This window comes from Oceanobacillus sojae, from assembly GCF_007991515.1.
In the GTDB taxonomy this organism is placed as follows: Bacteria; Bacillota; Bacilli; order Bacillales; family Amphibacillaceae; genus Oceanobacillus; species Oceanobacillus sojae.
The window spans coordinates 234,097-259,600 of the sequence record NZ_BJYM01000004.1 but is presented as its reverse complement, the minus strand read 5'-3'; the positions used below and the strand labels follow the sequence as shown (position 1 = coordinate 259,600).

The following is a 25,504-nucleotide window of genomic DNA, read 5'->3' as shown; positions in this document are numbered from 1 at the left end:
TATCCAATTCGATATAAGGGGAAAATGATATGCAAATAAATCCATTAACTTTGCCAGCTGCTAATAAGTTGGTAGCTGATTATAAAAATGAAGCAGATAATATAACAAAATTGTTTGATTACCATCCATATAAGGATTTTCATAAACGGCTGCAAGATGTATCAGAAAGAGAGTTTAATCGAAATGAATTGACAAATGTATTACATAAATTAAATAAGGAATGGGGAGCTCCAGAAGAAACTTTAAAGCAAATTGATCGCTTAAATGATACGCAGAGTACAGTTGTCATTGGCGGCCAGCAAGCAGGTCTCTTAACTGGCCCTATCTATACGATTAATAAAATTATTTCTATTCTTCAGTTAGCGAAACAGCAGGAAGAAGCATTAGGAACACCTGTTATTCCAGTATTTTGGATCGCTGGAGAAGATCATGATTTTGAGGAAATAAATCATATCCACTGTCCAAAAGAAGACGGAGACTTTAAAAAATTAAAGTTTCATACCAGAGATACAGATGCTGGAAAGAAGTCTGTTTCAGAACTGGAATTGGATAAGCAGGAATTGCAAAAGTGGATTGCAGCTGTTTTTGAAGCATTGCCGGAAACAGCACATACAAAAGAACTTTGTACGCTGATTCAAGAAGTAGAGGATCAAGCAGCTAATTATATTGATTTCTTTGCACGTCTTATTTTTGTATTGTTTGAAAATCATGGGATTGTCCTCGTGGATTCTGGAAATCCTGCATTCCGTAAGCTGGAGAAAGATTGTTTTCGGGAATTGATTCAGAAACAATCGCAAATTAGTAAGTCTGTGGCTGAAACTCTAAAAGAATTAGAAAGCCTTGAGTACCCACTTGCTATAGATGCTGAAAAATCAGACGGGAATTTATTTTACCATGATGATATGCAAGGAAGAATTTTGTTGAAAGCAGCTGAAAATGGAAGCTGGAGTGGAAAACAGCAGGAAATTTCTTTTACGCAACAGGAATTGATGAATATTGCCAGAAATACACCTTGGAAATTGAGTAATAATGTCGTAACTAGACCGATCATGCAGGAATATATGTTTCCTACTTTGGCTTTTATAGCTGGACCTGGCGAGATAGCTTATTGGGCAGCATTGAAATCGGGTTTTCATGCAATGAACTTGCAAATGCCGCCAGTGGTTCCAAGGCTTTCATTCACGTTTCTGGACGCTTCTACGAAAAAGATATTAACAAAATATCAGTTGACTGTTAAAGATGTTATATTAAATGGTGTCCAGGCAACAAGGAAGAAGTATATGCGAACGAACGGACGACAGGAAATAGATCGGGTAACGGATGGAGTAATTGAAAAAATTAAAGAAGCACATCTGCCTATTCAGAATATGGCTGATCAAATGGGTGATGACATACAGGCTCTAAGTAAAAAGAATTTAACTTATCTATTAGAGGATATTCGATTTATGAATAAACGTTTTCATAAAGAATTTGAGAAGAAGCATTCTCGGGAATTAAATGAATTTAATCAGTTGGAACAGGTACTTCATCCATATGGAGGTCTGCAGGAACGTATTTGGAATCCGTTATTTTTATTAAATCAATATGGTATAGAAATTATTTCGCAGCTGACTGCATTTCCATTTGATATGGAAATCGGACATTGGGTGGTTGAGTAAATTCCCCCACAAGTCCCCACCACAAGTTTATATTTTTTATAAAAACTGTCTATCTATTGATATGACAGTTTTTTTTATGGTTTTTAAAAAGGAATTCAGAAGCTTTAAATGAAGGATATAAAATATTTTTGAAGAAATGGTGGAGCATAGTGGGGGGATGTGGTATTATGAATTTACGAAAGTGGGGGGCGTCTTTATGTTTATGGGAGAATTCCTGCATAGCATTGATACAAAAGGACGAATCATTGTCCCTTCTAAGTTTAGAGAAGACTTAGGGGCAAGTTTTGTATTGACGCGCGGTCTTGATAAATGTTTATTCGCTTACCCCAAGCATGAATGGGAAGTTTTGGAAGGAAAGTTAAAACAGCTTCCACTAACTAAAAAGGACGCTCGTGCTTTTACACGTTTCTTTTTCTCCGGTGCAATGGAATGTGAAATAGATAAACAGGGAAGAATAAACATTCCTGCAAATCTGCGAGAGTACGCTAATCTGGAAAAAGATTGCAGTGTGATTGGTGTTTCGAATCGTGTTGAGCTTTGGGCTAGCGATCACTGGAATACGTATGTGGAAGAATCTGAAGAATCATTTGCAGAGATCGCTGAAAACCTGTTGGATTTTGATATTTAAGAAGAAGTTGGTGGCTTTAGATGTTTGAACATTACAGTGTTTTAAAAGAAGAAACAATAAAAGGATTAGAAATAAAGCCGGATGGTATCTATGTTGATTGTACTGTCGGTGGAGGCGGTCATTCTTTAGAAATAGCATCAAGGCTTAATGAAAATGGCAAGCTTTTTGCCTTCGATCAAGATACAAATGCTTTAAAGGCTGCAAAGGAGAATTTGAGTACGTATCAGGATAAAGTTGTATTTATACATTCAAACTTCCAGGGATTGAAAGAAAAACTGTCAGAACAGGGTGTTACACATGTTGATGGAATCCTATTTGATTTGGGAGTGTCCTCTCCACAACTGGACCAGGCTGATAGGGGATTTAGTTACCATCAGGACGCAAAGTTGGACATGCGTATGGACCAATCCCAGTCTCTTTCTGCTTTTGAAGTTGTGAATGAATGGACTTATGAACAGCTGGTATCCATTTTTTTCAGATATGGTGAAGAAAAATTCTCCAAGGGAATCGCCCGAAAGATTGAAAAGGCAAGAGAAACAAAGCCAATTGAAACAACTGGAGAATTAGTAGAAATTATTAAAGATGCTATCCCTGCACCTGCCCGCAGAAAAGGCGGGCATCCGGCGAAACGTATTTTTCAGGCAATACGTATTGCTGTAAATGATGAGCTGGAAGTATTTAATCAGGCACTTCATCAGGCTGCTGAGGTAATAGCTGAAAGTGGAAGAATTGCAGTAATTACATTCCATTCATTGGAAGATCGTCTTTGTAAACAGGCTTTTAAAATGTGGAGTACAGATAAACCTGTACCCAGACAAATTCCTGTTGTACCAGAATCACATCAGGCTCCTTTTAAATTGATAACAAGAAAACCAGTTATAGCTCAAATGGATGAGCTGGATGAAAATAGACGCTCACGTTCAGCGAAATTACGGATCGTCGAAAAAATAAATGAATGGAATAATGATTTCCGTTATGAAGAAGGGTGGAAAAAGAGATGAGCGAAAACCAGGCAAGAAAATGGCAAGTAAACCCCCGATATAATCCCCAAGAAGAATCCCAAACAGTAGTCAAAAAGGTAAAGAAAACACCTTGGATTACCAAAGGAGAAAAAGTGATTTATTCCGTCACAAGTGCAGCAATTTTAGCATTTGGAATTGGAATCGTCTCTTTTGCTTCTGGAACAGATACTTTGAATCGTGGTATGCAGCAATTAGAAAACAATATAAACAGTCAAAAAATTGTAAATGAAAATTTAAATTTTGAGAAGGAAGAATTATCGCGCCCTGAAAGAATTACTGATATTGCGGAGAAAAATGGATTGAAAATCCAAAATTCGGAAGTGAAACAAGCAGAAACAGTTAACAACTAGCAAGGGGTTTCTTTAAAATGAAAAAAAATAAGACGGCAAACATAATGGCCGGCGTTTATACGCTAATTTTTGTTGCTCTATTCCTTGTAATTGCAGGAAGGTTTATGTATATACAGGCAACAGGTGAAGTTAGCGGGGTTGCGCTGGACGAATGGGCAGAGAAGCAGCGTTCGGCTTCTTTTACAATGCAAGCGCAACGCGGGCAAATCATGGATAAAAATGGCATGGTTTTAGCTTATGACCGCCCTGCATATCGCATGTATGCTGTATTGGATGAGGCTTACTCAGAAAATTCACCAAAAGACCTGCATGTTTCAAATACAGAGGAAACAGCAAAAAAGCTGGCGCCTATTTTAGAAGTGGATGAAAGTGAAATAAAAAGTATATTGGATGATGCAGTTAATACAGGGAAATTTCAGGTTGAGTTTGGAAAGTTGGGACGTCAGCTTTCCCAGCAGGTTAAAGAGGAAATAGAGGATACAGAAATTCCGGGAATTTACTTTGATGAAGAACCCATGCGCTATTATCCAAATGGTATGTTTGCGTCGCATATTATTGGTTTTGCCCGTGAGATAGAGGAAGAAACTGAGGATGGTATCGAACATAACATTACTGGTGTGACTGGCATGGAAAATGTCATGAATGAAGTTCTTGGCGGGAAAGATGGGTATATTTCTTATCAGCGTGACCGGTATAACAAGAAGCTATTGGATCCTGATGAAATAATTCAAGAGCCGGAAGACGGAGATGCTGTTTATTTAACACTTGATCAAAAAATTGAAACTTTATTAGAAGATGTAATGACTCAAGTAGATGAACAATATAATCCTGCGAAGATGAACGCAATAGTTATGGATCCAAAAACTGGTGAAATTCTTGCGATGAGTACACGTCCAAGTTTTAACCCGAATAGTCCTGATAATGTTGAAAATTGGTATAATGATCCGATTTCTTCTCCTTTTGAACCCGGCTCTACCTTCAAGATTTTTACATGGGCAGCAGCCATTGAAGAGGGAGTCTATAATGGTGAAGAGACATTTGAATCAGGAACATACCAGCCTAATGAGAGAATTGAGCAGATCAGAGATCATAACCAGGGTAAAGGCTGGGGTGAAATTTCTTATGATGAAGGTTTTATGCGTTCTTCCAACGTAGCTGCTTCTAAATTACTTTGGGAGGACATTGGAGCAGATAAATTCTATGAATATATTAAGGCATTTGGGTTTGAAGATCCCACCGGGATTGATCTTCCTGATGAAGCTGTCGGCCGTATTCAATATAATTGGCCTTCAGAAAAATTAAGAACGGCCTTTGGGCAGGGGACAACAGTTACTCCTATCCAGCAAATGAAAGCTGCTTCAGCGGTTGTTAATGACGGGAAAATGGTAAAGCCTTATGTTGTAGACAAGATTGTCGATTCTACAACAGGAAATGTTATGGAAGAAACGGAGCCGGAATATGTCGGTCAGCCGATTTCAGCGGAAACAGCAGAACAAATGAGAGAATTGCTAACCTCCGTAGTAAATGATGAGAATGGTACTGGTGCACCATATAAGTTAGATGATTATATTGTCGGTGGTAAAACAGGAACAGCGCAAATGCCAAATCCTGAAGGGGGCGGCTATTTAACTGGAAGAGAGAACTACGTGTTTTCCTTTTTAGGAATGGCTCCTATGGATGACCCTAAATTAATGGTTTATGTATCTATCCAGCAGCCGGAACTCGAGGATACAGAATCAGGTTCGGCACCTCTTTCATTTATTTTTAACAATGTGGTAGAAAATAGTCTCCATTATTTAGATGTAGAACCAGATGAAAATGAATCCGACGGTATTGATGAAGTAGAATTTCCAGAAGTAGTGGATGAATCTACAGAAAATATTCAGACTGATTTGGAAGGAAAAGGTCTCCGGCCAATTGTAATTGGTGAAGGAGAAAAAATTATTTCAAGTAATATGGAAGCGGGAGATAAAATATTACCAAACGAAAAAGTTCTATTACTTACAGATGAACCAACAATGCCAGATTTAACAGGCTGGTCATTAAGAGAAGTGATGGAATTTGCTGATATGCTGCAATTACAGACAGAAAGATTTGGTAATGGTTATGTTACTTCCCAAAGCATTGAGGTTGGAAAACCAATTCAAGAAGGTGACTATTTAGGCTTTGAATTAGAAGTACCTTCTGGAGATACACCATCTGGTGATAGTGAAGATGATGAAGCAGACACTGAAAATGATGAAGAGGATACAGCAGAAGACGAAGGTTCGGAAGAAGAATAAAAAGCTTGCCGAAAAAGTAATTACTTTTCCGGCAAGCTTTTTTCTGTTTGTAAACGCAACTTTTGCATCTGAGAATAAGCATCTATACCTTCCTATTCCAGGATGAACATGTTCTATATTATCCTTCTTGCATGTTGTTAAATCATCTTTCTGTTGAAATGGAAATTATGTATAGCACCGCTCCGACCAACCACTACGCTTTCCATGGGGACGGCTTCAGCTAACTTGAAAAGAAACCCGCTTTTCAAGTGGATCTTCAGCTCGCCCTGTTCCCATAGGAGTCTACGTGGTTGGTCTGCGCTCAATTAGGTTACTACAGCGAATGAAAGGAGTCATATCCTGATGGAGTTGGATGAAATAATCGCGTTTTGCTTGATGAAATTTAGAAGAGCAGCAGGCTTGTTATAGAAATATACAGATGGAAACTATAAAAGATAGCTTGTTCTATTCCATTTTTTTCATTCATATAGTGGATACAAAGCACGATGAAAGGAGTTCTTTCATGAAACGCGCATCCACAATTATAATAAAAAAACGAATTGTCACCGTTTTTTTATTTGCGATCCTTGTATTCCTTGTTATTATTGCAAGACTGGCCTATGTTCAGCTTGTATTAAGTGATGATTTATCAGACAGTGCCAATGATTTATGGACAAGAGATATAACATTTGCTGCAGAAAGAGGTTATATTCTTGATTCGGAAGGGGAGATTCTTGCAGAGAATGTAACTGCTCCTACTGTTTTATTAATGCCGCGGCAAATTAAAGAACCTGAAAATACTGCCAAACTTTTGGGGGAAATCCTCGATGTGCCGATTGAAAGAATGATGGAATTAGTTACACAAAATTCTATGAGTGTAATGGTGAGACCAGAGGGTATTAAAATTAATAATGAGCAGGAGCAGGCGATCAGGGAGTTAGATTTAGATGGCGTTTATTTAGCGAAGGATTCAAAAAGACATTATCCAAATCACAGTGCTTTATCACATGTGTTAGGATTTACTGGCATAGACAACCAGGGATTGATGGGGCTTGAATTATACTATGATGATAAATTAAAAGGTGAGAATGGAAGCTTATCGTTTTACTCAGATGCAAAAGGAGGAAGGTTAGATCAGCTTGCGGACGAATACAAGTCTCCAAAAGATGGCTTGAATTTGAAAACCACGATTAATAATAAAGTAACAACAATTATGGAGAGAGAGCTGGACCAAATTGTAGCTGAATATAATCCAGACGGAGCGATGGCAATTGCGGTCGATCCTAAAACAGGCGGCGTTCTGGGGATGTCCAGCCGTCCGAATTTTGATCCGGAGAATTATCAGGATGTAGATGCTTCTATATTTGGGAGAAATCTGCCTATTTGGAGTACGTATGAGCCTGGATCAACATTTAAAATTATAACGTTAGCAGCTGCTTTAGAAGAAGGTGTCGTTGATTTAGAGAAAGATAGATTTTATGATGATGGTGATATTAAAGTGGGTGGAGCAACAATCCATTGCTGGAAGCGTGGAGGACACGGAGATCAGTCCTATCTCGAGGTTGTTCAAAATTCCTGTAACCCGGGGTTTGTAAATTTAGGACAAATGATTGGAACAGAAAAGCTTTTTTCATATATCGATGCCTTTGGATTTGGTAAAAAGACAGGAATTGATTTACAAGGGGAAGGAAACGGGATTCTTTTTAAACCGGAAAATGTAGGGCCAGTTGAATTAGCGACTACTTCCTTTGGACAGGGTGTATCTGTAACACCCATTCAACAGGTGATGGCTGTTGCTGCCACAGTAAACGGCGGTTATTTATATGAGCCGATGATTGCTAAGGAATGGGTTGACCCTGTAACCGGAGAAGTTGTTGAATCCTATGAGCCCAATTTGAAGGGACAGGTAATCTCACAGGATACATCGGAAACGATTCGGGAAACATTAGAAACAGTCGTTGCACAGGGGACGGGAAGACCTGCTTATGTGGATGGATATCGTGTTGGCGGTAAGACGGGTACAGCTCAAAAGGTAGGCCCAAACGGCGGTTATTTAGAAAATAACTATATTGTATCCTTTATCGGTTTTGCGCCTGCGGACGATCCTGAAATTGTCGTTTATCTGGCTGTCGATAATCCTAAAAATACGATTCAATTTGGTGGTGTTGTTGCTGCACCTGTAGTCGGAACAATTATTGATGACAGTCTGCGGGCAATGGGTGTAGAGAAGCGTACAGACGGATTAGAAAAAGAATATGCCTGGCCAGACCAGCCTAAAATTGAAGTACCGGATTTTATTGGAGATAGTACGGATAAATTGGCCGAGTATCCTTTAGATCTTTCCATTGAAGTAAATGGCGAAGGAGATGAAATTATTGATCAGTCACCAAAAGCGGGAACAATGCTAGAATCTGGAAGTACCATCCGGTTATTTTTAGGTCATGAAAATGATCGTTAAATCCTAAAAAATTTGCTATAATAGATTCTGTTATCTTTACTACAAATATAAAAATGTAAACAGTAGCTTTTCTGAAGTAAAAACTTATTCGGCAACCCTCTTAAACCAAAGATTGGTTGAGAATACATTAAAGGGAAAAGAATAGAAATAGGGTGTAAAAATGAAACTTATAGAATTATTAGATGGAATAGGATTCTATCAGACAACAGAATCAATACAGGATATAGAAATTGTAAATGTAGAAATGGATTCCAGAAAAGTAAAATCCGGGAGCTTGTTTGTATGCATTGAAGGTTATACCGTAGATGGTCATGACTTTCTAAAGCAGGCAATAGACAATGGAGCTGCAGCAGCAGTTATCTGCAAAGACGTGGATGTTGACGGGAGTATCCCGCTCATCCGCGTAAAGGATACAGGGCGTGCTTTAGCAATGCTCGCAGCAGTATATTACGATTACCCAACAACAAAATTCCCGCTGATCGGTGTTACTGGTACGAACGGGAAAACAACAACAACCTACCTGTTAGATACTATTTTTGAAAAACAGGGTAAGAAATCTGGTATTATTGGAAGCATCCAGGTAAAAATCGGTAATGAAACATTCCCGGTAGCTAACACAACACCTGATGCGTTAGAGTTGAATCGTATTTTTCATCAAATGCAGGAAAAGGAAGCAGATCAGGTCATTATGGAAGTTTCTTCGCATGCCTTAGACATGGGAAGAGTTTTTGGCTGTGATTATGATATTGGTATTTTTACCAATCTGTCACAGGATCATCTCGATTATCATAAAGATATGGATGATTATTTGCGGGCGAAGAGTCTTCTCTTTTCGGGATTAGGAAATGATTATCATCAAGGTAAGAAGAAATATGCTATTATCAATGAGGATGATGAATCCAGTGATTTATTAAAACGCAGTACAGCCCAGCAGGTGATCACATACAGCTGTAAGCAGGATGCGGATGTTATGGCAAAAAATATTATGTTATCTCCTGCCGGTGTAGCATTTAATCTTGTGACTCCAATCGGAACAACACATATTAAAACCCATTTAATTGGGATGTTCAATGTGTATAATATGCTTGCTGCGAGCAGCGCTGCAATCGCATCTGATATAGATTTAGAAGTGATTAAAGAGGCTTTGGAGGATATCATAGGAGTAGACGGCCGGTTTGAACCAATTAGTGAAGGACAGGATTTTTCTGTGATTGTTGATTTTGCACATACTCCTGATTCCTTGGAGAATGTCTTGCAAACCAGCCGCGAATTTGCGAAGCGTAAAGTTTATGTTGTTGTAGGGTGCGGAGGTGACCGGGACCGTACTAAACGTCCGTTAATGGCAGATGTTGCTGTGAAATATGCAGATCACGCGTTATTTACATCGGATAATCCGCGTACAGAGGACCCGGTGCAAATTTTGGACGATATGACAAATCATTTATCTGATAAAGAAGCAGCCTTTGAAGTGATTGTCGACCGTACAGAAGCAATTAAGCATGCTGTAGAGCTGGCTCAAAAAGACGATATTATTCTAATTGCAGGTAAAGGGCATGAAACTTACCAAATTGTTGGCAAAACAAAATATGATTTTGATGATCGTCAAGTTGCCAGGGAAGCAATTAAAGAGAAAGGGGAGTAAGGCATGTTGATTACTGCAACACAATTAATGGAATTATTCCCCCAGCATCAAGGGAGTGTACCAGCTGGTTTAGAAATTCATGAAGTGATTAAAGACAGTCGTACCGGTTCTCATAATGGACTATACGTGCCTATTTCCGGTGAACGGTTTGATGGGCATCAATTTATTGGCGGAGCAGTAGAAAATGGAGCAGTAGCAACCTTTTGGCAAAGAGAAATACCGCTGCCTGAAAATCTCCCTTCCTCTCTTCTGGTTCTTTTTGTAGAGGATACAGTAAAAGCATTGCAGAAGCTTGCAGCTGTTTATCGCAGGGAAGTTAATCCGACTGTAATCGGCATTACTGGATCAAATGGAAAAACAACTACAAAAGATCTGGCAAAAGCTGTTTTGCAGACAACCTTTAAAACTCATGCAACAAAAGGGAATTTCAATAATCATATTGGACTTCCATTAACGATTTTATCTATGGACCAGAAGACAGAAGTGCTGATTTTGGAAATGGGCATGAATCACTTTGGAGAAATAGAGCTTTTAAGTAATATAGGCGAACCTGATATAGCGATAATTACAAATATTGACGGACAGCATATTGAAAATCTGGGCTCTAAAGAGGGAATTGCCAAAGCAAAATTAGAAATTGTTTCAGGGATAAAACCGGAGGGTGTGTTAATTATTGACGGAGATGAATCTCTTTTAACAGATGCCGTTGTACCAGTTCGTAAAACACTAGTGGGACTTGGTGAGAATAATGATGTCGTTGTCAGCAATATAGCAGTTGAAGAAACAGTAACTACTTTCGAGATTGGCGAGGAATCCTATCAAATTCCGCTCTTGGGAAGGCATCATGCGAAAAACGCAGCTTATGTTATTAAGCTGGCTTATGAACTGGGAATAACATCCGAGGCAATACACAAAGCATTTGGGCAATTAGAGATGACAAAAATGCGCTTTGAAAAGCATGTTGGCCAAAAAGGCATTACAGTAATTAATGATGCTTATAATGCTTCACCTGCATCTATGAAAGCATCCATTCAAGTTGTAGAAGAAATGAAAGGATATCAGCATAAAATTCTTGTTCTTGGTGATATTTTAGAGCTTGGTGATTATGCGGAAGAATTCCATCGGGGTATTGCAGATGTGATTAATTCTGAGATTACAGCTGTGTATACGTATGGAAATAATTCCTATTACATACATGATGAGCTGAAAAGGAAGCTTCCTGAGCTGCCTGCTGTACATTTAGCAGACAAAGATGAACTTGCGGGTCATGTAGAAAAATATTTGCAACCAGAAAACCTTATCCTGTTGAAGGCATCAAGAGGAATGAAATTTGAAACATTTTTAGAGCAATTATGTTAAAGAGGATGTTCAAAAAGTCCAATAAAGATGACATGGCGAATTTCTGCGTTGACTGACATTTTCCTATACTCACGTATTATAAAGTATACGCTCCGTTCGGAAAATGCCAATCGCCGTGAACTTCTTGGTCCTATTTATCGGACTTTTTGAACAGGTACTTAAAGACATCTTATAGGCGTGTTTAAAACAGTCAGGAAATGGAATCAGTGCGGTATTTTGGGAGTTAAAGAACAAAACCCATGAGAATTGCACTGATTCTATCGTGTTTTTTTAACCACACCTATAGAAGGTTACAAATGAGGTGGAGAGAAAATGAATATTACAGGTTTATTAATTACACTCGCAGTAGCGTTTCTTATTACAGTTCTTCTATCTCCAATTTTTATCCCTTTTTTAAGACGATTAAAGTTTGGACAAAGTATTAGAGAAGAAGGCCCTGAATCTCATCAAAAGAAATCAGGAACTCCGACAATGGGCGGAATTATGATAGTTTTCAGTATTGTAATTACATCACTGATCATGGGAATGAGAACGGACAGTGGAATAGGCTATGAACTATGGTTATTACTTTTTGTATTATTCGGCTATGGTCTATTAGGATTTTTAGATGACTATATAAAAGTAGCAATGAAACGAAACTTAGGATTAACATCGAAACAGAAGCTATTTGGGCAAATTATTATTGCACTTATATTTTATTTTGTTTTACGCGGACAAGATTTCTCAACAGAGATTGCAATTCCGGGGACATCCTTTCAATTTGATATTGGCTGGTTCTATGCAATTCTTATTATTGTAATGCTTGTAGGAGCTTCCAATGCTGTTAACTTAACAGACGGATTAGATGGTTTATTGGCTGGTACAGCCGCAATTGCATTCGGTGCTTTTGCAATTATTGCATGGTATGGCGTGCCTAACGATATGGTAACAGTTTTTTCTTTAGCAGTAGTTGGTGCTTTACTGGGATTTTTAGTATTTAATGCACACCCTGCCAAAGTATTTATGGGAGATACAGGTTCATTGGCGCTAGGCGGAGCTATTGCGGCAATTGCAATACTTTTGAAACTGGAGATTTTATTAATTATTATTGGCGGTGTGTTTGTCATTGAAACGTTATCCGTAATTATCCAGGTCATTTCCTTTAAAACAACTGGAAAGCGTATTTTCAAAATGAGTCCGTTACATCACCATTATGAATTAGTAGGATGGTCTGAGTGGAGAGTCGTTACAACGTTCTGGTTTGCTGGTCTCCTATTTGCAATTCTTGCAATTTATATTGAGGTGGGTATGTAATGAATACAATGAAACAATTTCCAGAAACAGTGCTTGTCTTAGGGCTAGCTCGAAGCGGTACGGCTGCTGCCAGGGTCCTTTTGGACGGTGGTAAAGATGTAACAGTGAATGATCAGGCGGCATCCTATGACGATGATTCTGTACAGGAGCTTCAAAGAAAGGGAGCACACCTTGTACTTGGCTCTCACCCTTTAAGTGTTTTAGGGGGGATAGAGGTAGTGGTCAAAAATCCCGGCATCCGCTATGATCATCCGATTATCGCAGAAGCTATAAGGAGAAATATTCCTGTAGTCACAGAAGTAGAGCTTGTGTCTTACTTAACGCAACAGCCAGTCATAGGGATTACTGGTTCAAATGGGAAAACAACTACTACGACGTTAATTACAGAGATGCTGAAATATAGTGATTGCAATGTGAAACTTGCCGGCAATATTGGAATTGCAGCGACAGAAGTGGCACAAACAATGCAAGTAGATGAAAAAATGGTTATTGAGCTGTCATCTTTTCAATTGCAGGGAATATCAGAATTCCGTCCCACTACAGCAGTGCTGTTAAATATTTTTGAAGCTCATCTGGATTATCATGGTGATCTGGAAAGCTATGTAAATGCAAAATGTAATATATTTAAAAATCAGCAGGCGGATGACTATCTTGTATATAATGCGGATGACTCTACTCTTAAAGAAAGAGTGACTCATACAAATGCAAAAAAAATACCGTTTTCTGTAACCAAAAACCTGCAACAGGAAGGTGCCTGGACAAATGAAACGCATGTATGCTTTTTCGATGAAGCAATTATTGCATTGGAAGACATCGTGCTGGTCGGGAAGCATAATTTGGAGAATATCCTGGCAGCTGTTGCAGCAGCAAAACTAAATGGAGCAACAAATGAAGGAATTCAGCATGTCCTAAGAACTTTTTCTGGTGTGAAGCATCGTTTAGAGTTTGTTGGAATGATTCAAGACCGTTATGTTTACAATGATTCTAAAGCAACGAATATATTAGCCACTCAAAAAGCACTGGATTCCTTTAAAAAAGGAATTGTTCTGCTTGCAGGCGGGCTGGATCGTGGGAATGAATTCGATGAACTTATTCCTCATTTGAAAAATGTAAAAGCAATGGTTGTATTTGGAGAGACTGCTTCAAAATTAGAACGTATAGGAAGAGAGGCTGGCGTCCAGGTAATAAAGCATGCAGAAGGTGTTGATGATGCTGCAAAGATCGGATTTGCATTAACAGATGCAGGAGATATTCTGTTGCTCTCTCCTGCATGCGCAAGCTGGGATCAGTATAAAACATTTGAAGAAAGAGGAGACATATTTGTCCAAGCCGTTCATACAATAAACTAAGGGGCTTGAGCAAATTAATGGATCTGAAATAACAATAATAAACAAATTCGGACAAGCCGATTAGTTAATAGCATATTTAAAAATGCCCCTATTTCCAAAGTTTAATTTCATGGAAAGAAGGGGTATTTTTGCATAAATTCATTCAAAATCAAAATAAAGTGGATAAAATATTATTTGGAATAATTGTAATCCTATTATGTCTGGGTATGCTGATGGTTTATAGTTCATCTTATATCTGGTCAGAGTATAAGTTTAATGATTCATTTTATTACTTGAAACGACAGCTTTTATTTGCTGGAATCGGATTTATTGGGATGATTGTTATTTCTTATTTTCCCTATTATATGTGGAAAAAGTATGCAAAAATATTACTATTTGCTTGCTTTGCTCTGCTTATACTTGTACTAATTCCGGGAATTGGAATGGTTCGCGGAGGAGCACAAAGCTGGATTGGCATCGGTGCATTCAGTATTCAGCCATCTGAATTTATGAAACTGGGACTAATCATTTTTCTGGCATCTATTTTGTCTGACCATCAAAAATATATTACTTCTTTTAAAAAGGGGTTCTTACCGTGTCTGCTTTTAATTTTTACAGCATTCGGTCTAATTATGCTTCAGCCTGATTTAGGTACAGGAATGGTACTTGTGCTTACATGCATGATTATGCTTTTTGTAGCCGGAGCCAGGCTGTCCCATTTCTTTGGATTAGCAGGTATTGGAGTACTCGGATTTATTGGATTGATAGCTTCTGCTCCTTACAGGATTAACCGGATTTTAGCTTTTTTGAATCCATGGGAGGATCCTTTAGGGCATGGATTTCAAATTATTCAATCTCTCTATGCTATTGGACCAGGGGGGCTGATGGGACTGGGGTTAGGTAATAGCTTGCAAAAATATTTTTATCTTCCTGAACCGCAGACTGATTTTATTTTTTCTATAATTGGTGAAGAATTAGGTTTAATTGGAGGTTGTACAACTATTCTATTGTTTTTTCTGTTATTATGGAGAGGAATTAAAATTGCAATTGAAGCACCGGATTTATTTAGCAGACTGTTAGCAATTGGAGTAGCAGGTATGCTGGCGTTACAAGCGATGATTAACATTAGTGTTGTTATAGGATTGATTCCAGTTACAGGAATTACACTTCCTTTTCTCAGCTATGGGGGTTCTTCGTTAACCTTGACTCTCTGTGCAGTAGGTATTCTGCTAAGTATCAGCAGACATGCCAAAAGTATGGAGAAAAGTACGAAACCAATCATTTAAACTATTAGGAAATAAGAATCTGCATTAAAATTTATCGATGATAAATCAGATATCATCAGGTGATTTTGCAGATTATTGCAGGATGAGTAACCTTAAGCGGCGGAAAATAATATGTTTCCGCCGGTCACAAACTCATTTCCTCGATGCAAAGCGTATGTCATTTCAGTGCTGGGACAACGTTTTTTGCACTTTCCCACAAGAGTCTCCATGTTTTTCCTTCGTCAGCCAGCTTCATAATCATAGTTATACTTTCATTTCAGTTACAGTTTTGAACAAATCGTTTTTTCGGTTAGAAAATTGTTTTGTGTGGATTATTATTTATAGATAATCTACTAAAGATTTCACGTTACAACGCTGCAATTCTTGTTTTTTAGCTGGATCTGCTAGAGTTTTTCTAAAAAAAAGGAAAAAACTTTATAAACAATCGAAGTCAACTACGTGTAGCACCTTAATTTGTGATATAATTTTTGTAAATACGAGGGAATGGACTCATACAGTTTTATTCTCTGAAAATAATGGGTAAAGGAAGAAATGGAGATGAGTGATAAAAATATCGTTTCTATTGAGGATCGAATCCCAAAGTTGAAACAAGCTAGAAAGAAAAAAGCAAACAGGCGATTAATATTTTATCTATCTATATTTTTCTTTCTCATTGCTATTATTGTTTATTTACAATCTCCATTGAGTGAGATACGGTCGATTGAAGTAAACGGTAATATATTTTTAACGGATGAGTACATAATAGATGAATCGGGCTTAACAGAAGGATCAAATATTTGGTCTATGAATGCATCTTCTGCTGCATTAAAAATAGAAGATGATCCTGTCATTGAACAAGCATCTATTACCCGAAGCTTTCCCCGTACTGTAGTAATTGAGGTGGAGGAGCAGCCTGTTCTTGGTTATATCCAGGAGGGCAGGGAGTATTATCCAGTTCTGGCGGACGGCCAAGTTATCCAGCAAAATGCACAGGATTCTCTAAGCAATGCTCCATTAATGGCAGGATTTAATGAAGAGCAATTAACAGAGCTGGCCGGAGAAATGAAGGATGTTCGTCCGAGTATTTTTAATATGATTTCTGAAGTTGAACGGAATGATTCAGATACAGATGAAAAAGCCTCACTTATTACACTATATATGAGTGATGGTTATCTGGTACAGGGTAAAGCGGACCAAATGTTTGATAAATTGGATTACTACCCGTCAATTGTTTCTCAGCTTGAAGAGGGAGATAGTGGTATAATTCATATTGGGGTCGGCGTCTATTTTGAATCCTTCCAAAAAGATGAGATGGAAGAAGTAGATATCGAAGACGATATGGAAGAAGATGAAGAAACAGGAAATGAATAATTTGCAGAATAAAGTCATATATCATCCTTTTTTTACGAATGGTATACTGTCGATTTTTATAGAAATAGGTTACTTGAAAAAATAAGCATAAAATATGTTTATTTTTTATTCATTTTCTTTTAGAATTAAAGACTATACAAAGGATAACGTGGCAGTAAAAATATCACAGGCATATTTTTACGAGGAGGTGCTCTTTTTTGAACAACAGTGAAATATTAGTTAGTCTTGATATTGGGACAAATACTATAAAAGTAATTATTGGAGAAGTACAACATGACTCTTTAAATATTATTGGAGTAGGAACTGCAGCATCAAATGGAATGAAGAAGGGTGCTATTGTTGATATCGACCAGACTGTTCATTCTATCAGAAGTGCAGTCGAGCAGGCTGAAAGAATGGTTGGTATGGAAATTAACCGTGTTGTAGTAGGTGTAAACGGCCATCATATTCAGCTTCAGTCGTGTCATGGCGTAGTAGCTGTGCAAAGTGAGAATCGTGAAATTAATGATGAAGATGTAACTAGAGTGATTGACGGAGCTCAAGTAATATCCATTCCCCCGGAACGGGAAATTATTGATGTTATTCCAAAACAATTTATTGTGGATGGATTGGATGAAATTACAGATCCCAGAGGAATGATTGGTGTCCGTTTGGAAATGGAAGGAACAATTATCACTTGCTCTAAGACAATTCTTCATAATATCCTGAAATGTGTAGAGCGTGCTAATCTAGAAGTCTCAGATATTTGTCTTCAGCCGCTCGCAGCTGGTACAGTAGCCTTATCAAAGGATGAGATGAATATGGGCTCAGCCCTTATTGATATTGGTGGCGGATGTACAACAGTATCTGTATTTGAAAATGATCATCTGGCTGCGACAAGCGTAATCAATTTAGGCGGAGATAATATAACCAAAGACTTATCAATCGGTTTGCGTATCTCTACAGAAGAAGCAGAACAAATCAAATTAAATTATGGATATGCATTTTACAACGATGCTTCTGAAGAAGAAACTTTTGAAGTAACAACTATTGGAAGTAATCAGAAACAAGTATTTAATCAACTTCAATTAGCTGATATGATTGAAGCCAGATTAGAAGAAATATACACTTATGTTGATAGGGAAATTCGAAAAATGGGATATCAGGAATTACCTGGCGGATTTGTATTAACAGGTGGCACCATTGCAATGCCTGGAAGTTTAGAGCTGGCACAGGATTTATTTTACTCCAATGTTCGTGTAGCTATTCCAGACTATATTGGCGTCAGAGAAGCACAATTTACATCTGGTGTCGGTATCTTACAGTTTGCTTATCGTAACGCTAAAATTCAGGGGAAAGAATTGTATCCTGCAGTGGCAGTGGGAGATGAAGGTGAACAGCGGCAGGTAAAGCAGTCCAGACCTGCAAGTGAAAAGAAAGAAAAGAAAAAAGACAAGAAGAAAGAATCAGGATTTGCTAATCTATTCAAATATTTCTTTGATTGATTTCTGCCAGCAGAAGTTTATATCGGAAATTGTTCGTAATTAGTAGACTAGGAGGAAACCATAATATGTTAGATTTTGATACAAACATGGAAGAATTAGCAACGATAAAAGTTATTGGAGTTGGCGGCGGCGGAAATAATGCCGTTAACCGTATGATTGAGCATGGTGTAGAGGGCGTTGAATTTATCGCGGTAAATACAGATTCCCAAGCCTTAAATCTTTCCAAAGCTGAATCCAAGATACAAATTGGAGGAAAATTAACCCGCGGTCTTGGTGCTGGTGCCAACCCGGAAGTAGGAAAGAAAGCGGCAGAAGAAAGTAAAGAGCAGCTGGAAGAAGTATTAAAAGGAGCGGATATGGTTTTTGTTACTGCAGGAATGGGCGGCGGTACAGGAACAGGTGCAGCTCCAGTTATTGCACAGGTAGCTAAAGATTTAGGTGCATTGACTGTCGGCGTTGTTACCCGTCCATTTTCCTTTGAAGGAAGAAGAAGATCAACGCAGGCAATTTCCGGTATCGATACACTTAAAGGAAGTGTGGATACATTAATCGTGATTCCAAATGATCGTTTGCTGGAGATTGTCGATAAAAACACTCCAATGCTCGAAGCATTCCGTGAAGCAGATAATGTGCTTCGCCAAGGTGTACAAGGCATTTCAGACTTGATTGCAAAACCAGGTCTTATTAACGTTGACTTTGCTGACGTGAAAACGATTATGTATGATAAAGGTTCAGCATTAATGGGTATTGGTATTGCAACTGGAGAAACAAGAGCAACAGAAGCTGCTAAAAAAGCAATTTCTTCTCCGTTACTGGAGACTTCCATTGATGGAGCACATGGTATTTTAATGAATATCACTGGTGGTACAAACTTAAGTCTGTATGAAGTACAGGAAGCAGCAGATTTAGTTACTTCTGCTGCCGATCAGGAAGTTAATGTAATTTTTGGTTCTGTTATTAATGAAAATCTTAATGACGAGATTGTTGTAACAGTAATTGCTACAGGTTTTGATGAAAATGCACAACCAAAGGCAGATGCCCGTCAAAAACAACAGCGTCCAAATATAGGACAAACACAGCAGGCTGCTGCGAAACAATCAAATGAATCAAATCATCCTGTCAGGGAAAGAGAAACTTCCAATCCATCACCTTCTAAGCCTCGTCCAGAGGAAGAAGAGTTAGATATCCCGACTTTCCTGAGAAATCGCAATCGTAATCGTTAAGATGTAAATATGAGATAAAAAGCTCTGTGCTGGAGAAAATCCTCCAGCACAGAGCTTTTTTGATTTTGAGAACCAAACAGAAAGTTAAAATGCTCTATATCCTTGGACACAAAGTAAACGTTCCTGATTTAATAATATTTTTGCATTTAGCAAAGCAAATTATAAAATTATTTTCCTTATATCCTGTCATAAAGGCTGCTGATAAGGCCTCTCCACTACCTTCTAAAATCATTAGACATTAACTCTAAGAATAAGTGCTAAATAGCTTAATTTTGCATACAAGAATTGACAGACTTTTCTTTTTCAATTGTCTATACTTTCATCATACATTACTTCCTATCTATTTAAAAATATATTCAAAAAGCATATGGAAGGTAATTTTTTCACTGGCAATCAGCAACATTTTAGGGGGGTGCAGCAAAGATTGTCTATTTATTTAGACGTAATTTGGACATTAAATTTTATGGTGGATTTAATGCTGCTGATGCTTGTACAGCTACTTGCCCGAAGTCCAGCAAAAAAGATTCGTTTATTTATTGGTGCGTTTATTGCTTCATGCATTGTTCCACTGACAATTTTATATCCAAATTCATTTTTTAATCATGTTGTCGGTAAGCTAATTTATTCTTTTCTCATCATTTTTAGTACATTCGGATTTAAAAGTCTATATCGCTTTATTAAACTGTCATTGCTCTTTTATTTCGTATCCTTTGCAATTGGGGGAGGATTAATGGCGATTCACTTTTTCCTCCAGCGTCCGGTCACTGTTTCGCTAGAGGGCGTTATTACTTTTAATCAAGGCTATGGAGATCCTGTCAGCTGGTTATTTGTTATAACATGTTTTCCAATTATCTGGTATTTCACAAAGCGAAGAATGGACGAGCATGTGGGGGAGCAAGTGAAATATGATGAGATGCATAAGGTTATATTGACGATGAATCATCAGTCTTTTGAATCTGTCGGCTACATTGATAGTGGAAATCAGTTGATTGACCCCCTAACCAAACAGCCTGTAGTTATTTGTGACCGGCCATTTTTAAAGCAGTGGTTTGATGAAAAAGAATGGGAAGAGCTGCAACAGGTTAAGGAGACTCTTGATTTTGAACAGCTGCCAAAGAAGTGGGAGGATAAACTGCATATGATTCCGTATCAGGGAGTTGATGGAGCACATTCTTTTATGCTGGCAATCAGGGCTGAGGAGCTGACTATTTTTTATAATAATGATGTTTTACAGACGGCAAATGTATTAATTGGAATTCAATTTGGGGAACTGGAAAGAGATGGACAATATCATTGTCTGTTGCATCCCCTTGTGATTAAGCAATCTATTATACAATCTGCATAAAGGAGAGTGCGTCAAGTGTCTGTTTGGAAATTTAAATTAAAATTACGCTGGTATCAATTTCTGCGAAAGATTGGGTTAAAGCCAAAGGAAATCTACTATATTGGCGGGAGTGAGGCATTGCCGCCACCTTTGTCAAAACAGGAAGAACATGAACTGTTAAAAAAACTTCCTAAAGGAGATCAGGCTGCAAGATCTATGTTAATTGAAAGAAATCTGAGATTAGTGGTTTATATTTCTAGGAAATTTGAAAATACAGGAATCAATATTGAAGATTTGATCAGTATAGGAACAATTGGATTAATTAAAGCTGTAAATACTTTTAATCCAGAAAAAAAGATTAAATTGGCAACATATGCATCTCGCTGTATTGAAAATGAAATCCTCATGTATTTGCGCAGAACGAATAAATTAAAGACAGAGGTTTCCTTTGATGAACCACTGAATATTGATTGGGATGGCAATGAACTCCTATTATCGGATGTGCTTGGGACGGAAGAGGATATTATTACAAAAAGTATTGAATCGAATGTTGATAAATCACTGTTAAAATCAGCATTGGGTAAATTAAATGCCCGTGAAAAACAGATTATGGAATTACGCTTTGGACTAATTGGTGATGATGAAAAAACGCAGAAAGACGTAGCTGATATGCTGGGAATTTCCCAGTCTTATATTTCCCGTTTAGAGAAGAAAATTATTCGGAGGTTAAAAAAAGAATTTAATAAAATGGTTTAGCTTGATATATCAATTATTCTCCGCATAACATTGCTTTTTTTACAATTTTTCCCTGAATAAAAACTCTCCCCGGGGAGATACTGTCCTTGAACAGCATCTAAGATTGGGGAGGTTTTCGGGAATGACAAGACATAAAGTTGAAATATGCGGGGTTGATACATCAAAACTTCCAGTACTTAAAAATGATGAAATGAAAAAATTATTTATTCGAATGCAAGAAGAAAATGATATAACAGCCCGGGAAGAATTAGTGAATGGCAATTTGCGTCTTGTTCTCAGTGTCATTCAACGATTTAATAATCGCGGTGAATATGTTGATGATTTATTTCAGGTTGGGTGTATTGGTTTAATGAAATCTATTGATAATTTTGATTTATCGCATAATGTACGTTTTTCTACCTATGCTGTTCCAATGATTATTGGTGAGATTAGAAGGTATTTACGGGATAATAATCCTATTCGTGTATCCAGATCTTTACGGGATATTGCTTACCGGGCTCTGCAGGTCAGAGAGCAATTAATCAGTAAAACATCCAAAGATCCATCTCCCGCTGAAATAGCGAAAGAAATGGGAGTAGAGCAGGCTGAGATAGTCTTTGCACTGGATGCGATTCAAGATCCTGTTTCACTTTTTGAGCCAATTTACAATGATGGCGGCGACCCTATTTTTGTAATGGATCAGCTAAGCGATGATAAGGATAAAGATTCATCATGGGTAGATAAGCTATCCTTGAAAGAAGGAATGCACAGGTTAAATGCAAGAGAAAAAATGATTTTAAATAAGCGCTTTTTTCAAGGAAAAACACAGATGGAAGTGGCTGATGAGATTGGAATCTCCCAGGCACAAGTGTCCAGACTTGAAAAAGGTGCTATCAACCAAATGAATAAGCAAATGTTTGAATGAATATAAGCCTTGCCCACAGCGGTAAGGCTTTTTTTTAGAAAGTATATAAAAATGCTGAAGACTAGACGGTCCAACGGTTTTCATGGGGTGAGTAATCGCAGCCCCAGAAATACACTACACTTTCCGTGGGCCAGAGCTCATCTCCTCTAAAGAAGACTTAGCAATTGGCAAGCCGACAGTCGCAGACAAAGCTAAAGTCGCACTTATACCTGTGGTAGAAAAAAGAAGAGCACTTTTTTCTTGCGGAAGCATACAGGACGTATGTCAATTCGGTGCCTGAGACAGAACGTCGCGAACTTAACCGAACTTCCTTTTCCGTTTTGCGCGCATTCCCACAGGAGTCTCCGTATATTTCTTCTGGGACTGGGACTGCGATTACTCGTCCCATCAAAAAACTTCGCAGCGGACATCTCCTTAGCAAGAACAAGTGATTTTCTTGGTTTTTCTCATGCAAGTGAACCTCTGCATCACAAGAACATCTGGTTTTTATTTTCCATGAAAAAAAGCATGTTCCCATGCATAGGATAATAAGAGGGAGGGAGCTGGGATGGTGAAACTATCTGAATTGCAAATAAAAGAACTTATTGTTATGGACGATGGAACACGTTTAGGACATATTATAGACTTAGAGATAGATGGGAGAACTGGAAGGGTTATTGCAATTATTGCGGAAGGAAAAGGCAAAAAATCAGGAATGTTTGCTAAGGCAGGAGAGCTTTTTATTGCCTGGGAAAAAATTGTACGGATTGGAGAAGATGTTATCTTAGTGGAAAAAGTAAAAGGACCGGATCTCTATACAGAAGATTAAGGAGAAATTATCGATATAATGTGTTAAAATAAGACACAAAATTGATTTTAAAAAGATTGCTCAAAAAATTTAATGAAAATATAGTAATCAAAGGAATTTGAATTCATCATTAAAGCGAAAAGAGGGAAAGAGACATGGAGCCATTTAAGCTTAAAAGTGAGACAAGACTTCATTTATCTTCATTGGAGGAGGAAATTCCGGGTCTGATTGCAGGCTTTACAACAAAAAACGGTGGAGTAAGTGAGGGAGCCTACAGGCAATTAAATATGGGGCTCCATGTATTTGATGACGAAAAAAAGGTGTTGGAAAATCGGAGTATTCTAAGTCAGGAGCTTAATATCTCGCTTAACCGCTGGGCTTGCGGCGAACAGGTTCATGGAACAGAAATTCATCTGCTGGATATTGAAGATGCCGGAAAGGGCAGTATTTCATTTGATTCCAGTATATCTGGAGTCGATGGATTAATTACAAATGAAGCGGATCGTATACTTGCAACAGCTTTCTTTGCAGATTGTGTTCCGCTGTTTTTTGTAGATCCAACCACAAGGATAGCTGGCATTGCCCATGCCGGCTGGAAAGGGACTGTTGGACAGATTGCAGGGAAAATGGTTCAGGAATTGGAGCAGGCCGGAGCATCTGTAAAAGATCTGAAGGTTGCAGTTGGTCCGAGTATCTCCAAAGAAAGCTACGTTGTTGATGATACCGTACTATCTCATCTTAGTGAGGACCAAAAACAAAAATTCACCGAAGAAGTATCACCAAATCAATATTTAATTGACTTAAAAGAGCTAAATGTCGATATTCTTGTACAATCTGGTGTCTTTCGTCATAATATAGAGATAACAAAATATTGTACTTTCCAAGCTGAGACGATATTCTTCTCTCATCGTCGTGATAAAGGAAAAACAGGAAGAATGCTGGGGTTTATTGGCTTTGAGAAACAGAAGAAGTAATGGAGGAGTAGAATGGTTGCTGTAAGTGAAAATCTTATTAAAATTCAAGCAGATATAGAGCAGGCTGCGGAGAGAGCTGGCAGAAATAAAGAAGATATTAATATTATCGCTGTAACAAAATATGTTACAATAGAACGAGCAAAAGAAGCATTATCTGCCGGGGTAACCAACCTTGGTGAAAATAGAAATGAAGGATTTTTAGCGAAATTTGAAGAGATTGGGGAAAGTGCCACATGGCACTTTATTGGATCATTGCAATCCAGAAAAGTAAAAGATATTCTTCATCATATTGATTATATTCATTCACTAGATAGAAAATCTCTGGCAAAAGAAATTAATAAGCGGAGCCAGAAAACAGTTTCCTGTTTTGTTCAGGTTAACGTAAGCGGTGAGGAATCGAAGCATGGATTAGCTGAAGACAAAGTGGAACCCTTTATAAAAGAATTGGCTCTTTTTAAGAATATCCGCGTTGTCGGCTTGATGACAATGGCTCCGCATGTTGATAATCCGGAAGAGGCCCGTCCGCTGTTTAAAAAATTACGGCTGCTGCGCGATTACATCCAGAGCCTGCATTTAGACTATGCACCATGCGAATACTTATCTATGGGAATGAGTAATGATTATAAAGTTGCTGTAGAAGAAGGCGCTACACATATCCGTATAGGGACAAAACTGGTTGGCAAAGAACTTTAAAGTGAGGTGTAGAGAATGAGCTTTAAAAAGAAGCTTAAGAATTATTTCACTCTGGATGATGAATATGAGTATGAATATGTAGAAAATGAACAAGAAGAAGAACCCCCTCATACTCAGGAAAAAACAGCAGCGAGTAAAAATGTTGTGAACCTTTCCAGTATACAAAATACGAGTTCAAAGGTTGTCCTGGCAGAACCAAGAAATTATAATGAAGCTCAGGACATAGCAGATAACATTGTGAACAGACGTGCTGTGATTATTAATTTGCAGCGGGTGGATCATCAGCAGGCAAAGCGTATTGTTGATTTTCTGAGTGGAACGGTCTATGCCGTAAAAGGGGATATTCAGAAATTAGGTTCTGAAACATTCCTATGTACACCAGACAATGTGGAGATTACTGGAAGCATTTCTGAAATGTTGTATGAACAGGAAGATTATGATAAAGGATGGTAGCAGCAGATGTTGGCACAAATCGTTTCAATAATAAGTTTTGCTTTAAGCATTTACAGCTTTGCACTGATAGCATATATTTTAATGTCCTGGTTTCCGGGAGCAAGGGAGTCACAATTTGGGGAAATGCTAGGGAAAATTTGTGAGCCTTATTTAGAGATTTTTCGTAAATTCATTCCGCCGCTTGGTATGATTGACTTTTCACCAATTGTTGCTATACTCTTGCTGCAGTTTGCAAGACAAGGCTTTATGCAATTTGCAATGATGTTTTAGG

22 protein-coding genes are annotated in these 25,504 nt (G+C 38.0%); all 22 read left to right on the top strand.

Features of this window, described 5'->3' with window-relative positions; all coding sequences use genetic code 11:
• Positions 1–29 precede the first annotated feature (29 nt).
• On the top strand, positions 30–1,658 hold the full coding sequence (gene bshC / locus OSO01_RS06570) for a bacillithiol biosynthesis cysteine-adding enzyme BshC (RefSeq protein WP_147209628.1): 1,629 nt from the start codon (positions 30–32) through the stop codon (positions 1,656–1,658).
• 196 nt (positions 1,659–1,854) lie between these two features.
• The gene (gene mraZ, locus OSO01_RS06565; protein ID WP_147209627.1) at positions 1,855–2,286 is read left to right on the top strand and encodes a division/cell wall cluster transcriptional repressor MraZ; all 432 of its coding nucleotides are present in this window, start codon (positions 1,855–1,857) and stop codon (positions 2,284–2,286) included.
• A gap of 20 nt (positions 2,287–2,306) precedes the next feature.
• The gene (gene rsmH, locus OSO01_RS06560; RefSeq protein ID WP_147209626.1) at positions 2,307–3,287 is read left to right on the top strand and encodes a 16S rRNA (cytosine(1402)-N(4))-methyltransferase RsmH; all 981 of its coding nucleotides are present in this window, start codon (positions 2,307–2,309) and stop codon (positions 3,285–3,287) included.
• Positions 3,272–3,658 (top strand): cell division protein FtsL, encoded by a 387-nt coding sequence (gene ftsL, locus OSO01_RS06555; protein ID WP_307725835.1) that lies wholly within the window; start codon positions 3,272–3,274, stop codon positions 3,656–3,658. The genes rsmH and ftsL overlap by 16 nt, the downstream gene beginning before the upstream one ends.
• A gap of 17 nt (positions 3,659–3,675) precedes the next feature.
• Positions 3,676–5,940, top strand: a complete 2,265-nt coding sequence (locus tag OSO01_RS06550) for a penicillin-binding protein (protein ID WP_147209625.1) — start codon at positions 3,676–3,678, stop codon at positions 5,938–5,940.
• Positions 5,941–6,442: 502 nt separating this feature from the next.
• Positions 6,443–8,377, top strand: a complete 1,935-nt coding sequence (locus OSO01_RS06545; RefSeq protein WP_147209624.1) for a stage V sporulation protein D — start codon at positions 6,443–6,445, stop codon at positions 8,375–8,377.
• A 160-nt stretch (positions 8,378–8,537) separates the two neighbouring features.
• A complete protein-coding gene (locus tag OSO01_RS06540) occupies positions 8,538–10,019 on the top strand; it encodes a UDP-N-acetylmuramoyl-L-alanyl-D-glutamate--2,6-diaminopimelate ligase (RefSeq protein ID WP_147209623.1) in 1,482 nt (493 codons plus the stop codon).
• Positions 10,020–10,022: 3 nt separating this feature from the next.
• Positions 10,023–11,378, top strand: coding sequence for a UDP-N-acetylmuramoyl-tripeptide--D-alanyl-D-alanine ligase (locus tag OSO01_RS06535; RefSeq protein WP_147209622.1), 1,356 nt, complete (start codon positions 10,023–10,025; stop codon positions 11,376–11,378).
• 312 nt (positions 11,379–11,690) lie between these two features.
• Complete coding sequence (gene mraY / locus OSO01_RS06530) at positions 11,691–12,671, top strand: phospho-N-acetylmuramoyl-pentapeptide-transferase (protein WP_147209621.1); 981 nt, start codon at positions 11,691–11,693, stop codon at positions 12,669–12,671.
• Complete coding sequence (gene murD, locus OSO01_RS06525; protein WP_147209620.1) at positions 12,671–14,020, top strand: UDP-N-acetylmuramoyl-L-alanine--D-glutamate ligase; 1,350 nt, start codon at positions 12,671–12,673, stop codon at positions 14,018–14,020. Before mraY ends, murD begins: the two co-directional genes overlap by 1 nt.
• Before the next feature lie 128 nt (positions 14,021–14,148).
• A complete protein-coding gene (spoVE, locus tag OSO01_RS06520) occupies positions 14,149–15,285 on the top strand; it encodes a stage V sporulation protein E (protein WP_147209619.1) in 1,137 nt (378 codons plus the stop codon).
• 537 nt (positions 15,286–15,822) lie between these two features.
• Positions 15,823–16,635, top strand: a complete 813-nt coding sequence (locus OSO01_RS06515; RefSeq protein WP_147209618.1) for a cell division protein FtsQ/DivIB — start codon at positions 15,823–15,825, stop codon at positions 16,633–16,635.
• Positions 16,636–16,832: 197 nt separating this feature from the next.
• Positions 16,833–18,119, top strand: coding sequence for a cell division protein FtsA (ftsA, locus tag OSO01_RS06510; RefSeq protein ID WP_147209617.1), 1,287 nt, complete (start codon positions 16,833–16,835; stop codon positions 18,117–18,119).
• Between the two features lie 65 nt (positions 18,120–18,184).
• Complete coding sequence (ftsZ, locus tag OSO01_RS06505; RefSeq protein WP_147209616.1) at positions 18,185–19,342, top strand: cell division protein FtsZ; 1,158 nt, start codon at positions 18,185–18,187, stop codon at positions 19,340–19,342.
• A 424-nt stretch (positions 19,343–19,766) separates the two neighbouring features.
• Entirely contained in the window at positions 19,767–20,687 is a 921-nt protein-coding gene (gene spoIIGA / locus OSO01_RS06500; RefSeq protein WP_147209615.1) for a sigma-E processing peptidase SpoIIGA, read from the top strand.
• 15 nt (positions 20,688–20,702) lie between these two features.
• Positions 20,703–21,422 carry an RNA polymerase sporulation sigma factor SigE gene (sigE, locus tag OSO01_RS06495; protein ID WP_147209614.1) on the top strand — a complete coding sequence of 240 codons (720 nt, stop codon included), beginning with the start codon at positions 20,703–20,705 and terminating at the stop codon, positions 21,420–21,422.
• Positions 21,423–21,543: 121 nt separating this feature from the next.
• Positions 21,544–22,326: an RNA polymerase sporulation sigma factor SigG gene (gene sigG / locus OSO01_RS06490; protein ID WP_147209613.1), complete on the top strand. Its 783-nt coding sequence runs from the start codon at positions 21,544–21,546 to the stop codon at positions 22,324–22,326.
• Between the two features lie 547 nt (positions 22,327–22,873).
• Positions 22,874–23,134: a YlmC/YmxH family sporulation protein gene (locus OSO01_RS06485; protein ID WP_147209612.1), complete on the top strand. Its 261-nt coding sequence runs from the start codon at positions 22,874–22,876 to the stop codon at positions 23,132–23,134.
• Between the two features lie 134 nt (positions 23,135–23,268).
• Positions 23,269–24,087 (top strand): peptidoglycan editing factor PgeF, encoded by an 819-nt coding sequence (gene pgeF, locus OSO01_RS06480; RefSeq protein WP_147209611.1) that lies wholly within the window; start codon positions 23,269–23,271, stop codon positions 24,085–24,087.
• Positions 24,088–24,099: 12 nt separating this feature from the next.
• Positions 24,100–24,780, top strand: coding sequence for a YggS family pyridoxal phosphate-dependent enzyme (locus tag OSO01_RS06475; RefSeq protein WP_147209610.1), 681 nt, complete (start codon positions 24,100–24,102; stop codon positions 24,778–24,780).
• Positions 24,781–24,795: 15 nt separating this feature from the next.
• Positions 24,796–25,233 carry a cell division protein SepF gene (locus OSO01_RS06470; protein WP_147209609.1) on the top strand — a complete coding sequence of 146 codons (438 nt, stop codon included), beginning with the start codon at positions 24,796–24,798 and terminating at the stop codon, positions 25,231–25,233.
• A 9-nt stretch (positions 25,234–25,242) separates the two neighbouring features.
• Entirely contained in the window at positions 25,243–25,503 is a 261-nt protein-coding gene (locus OSO01_RS06465) for a YggT family protein (protein WP_371863284.1), read from the top strand.
• The last annotated feature ends 1 nt before the right edge of the window (position 25,504 follow it).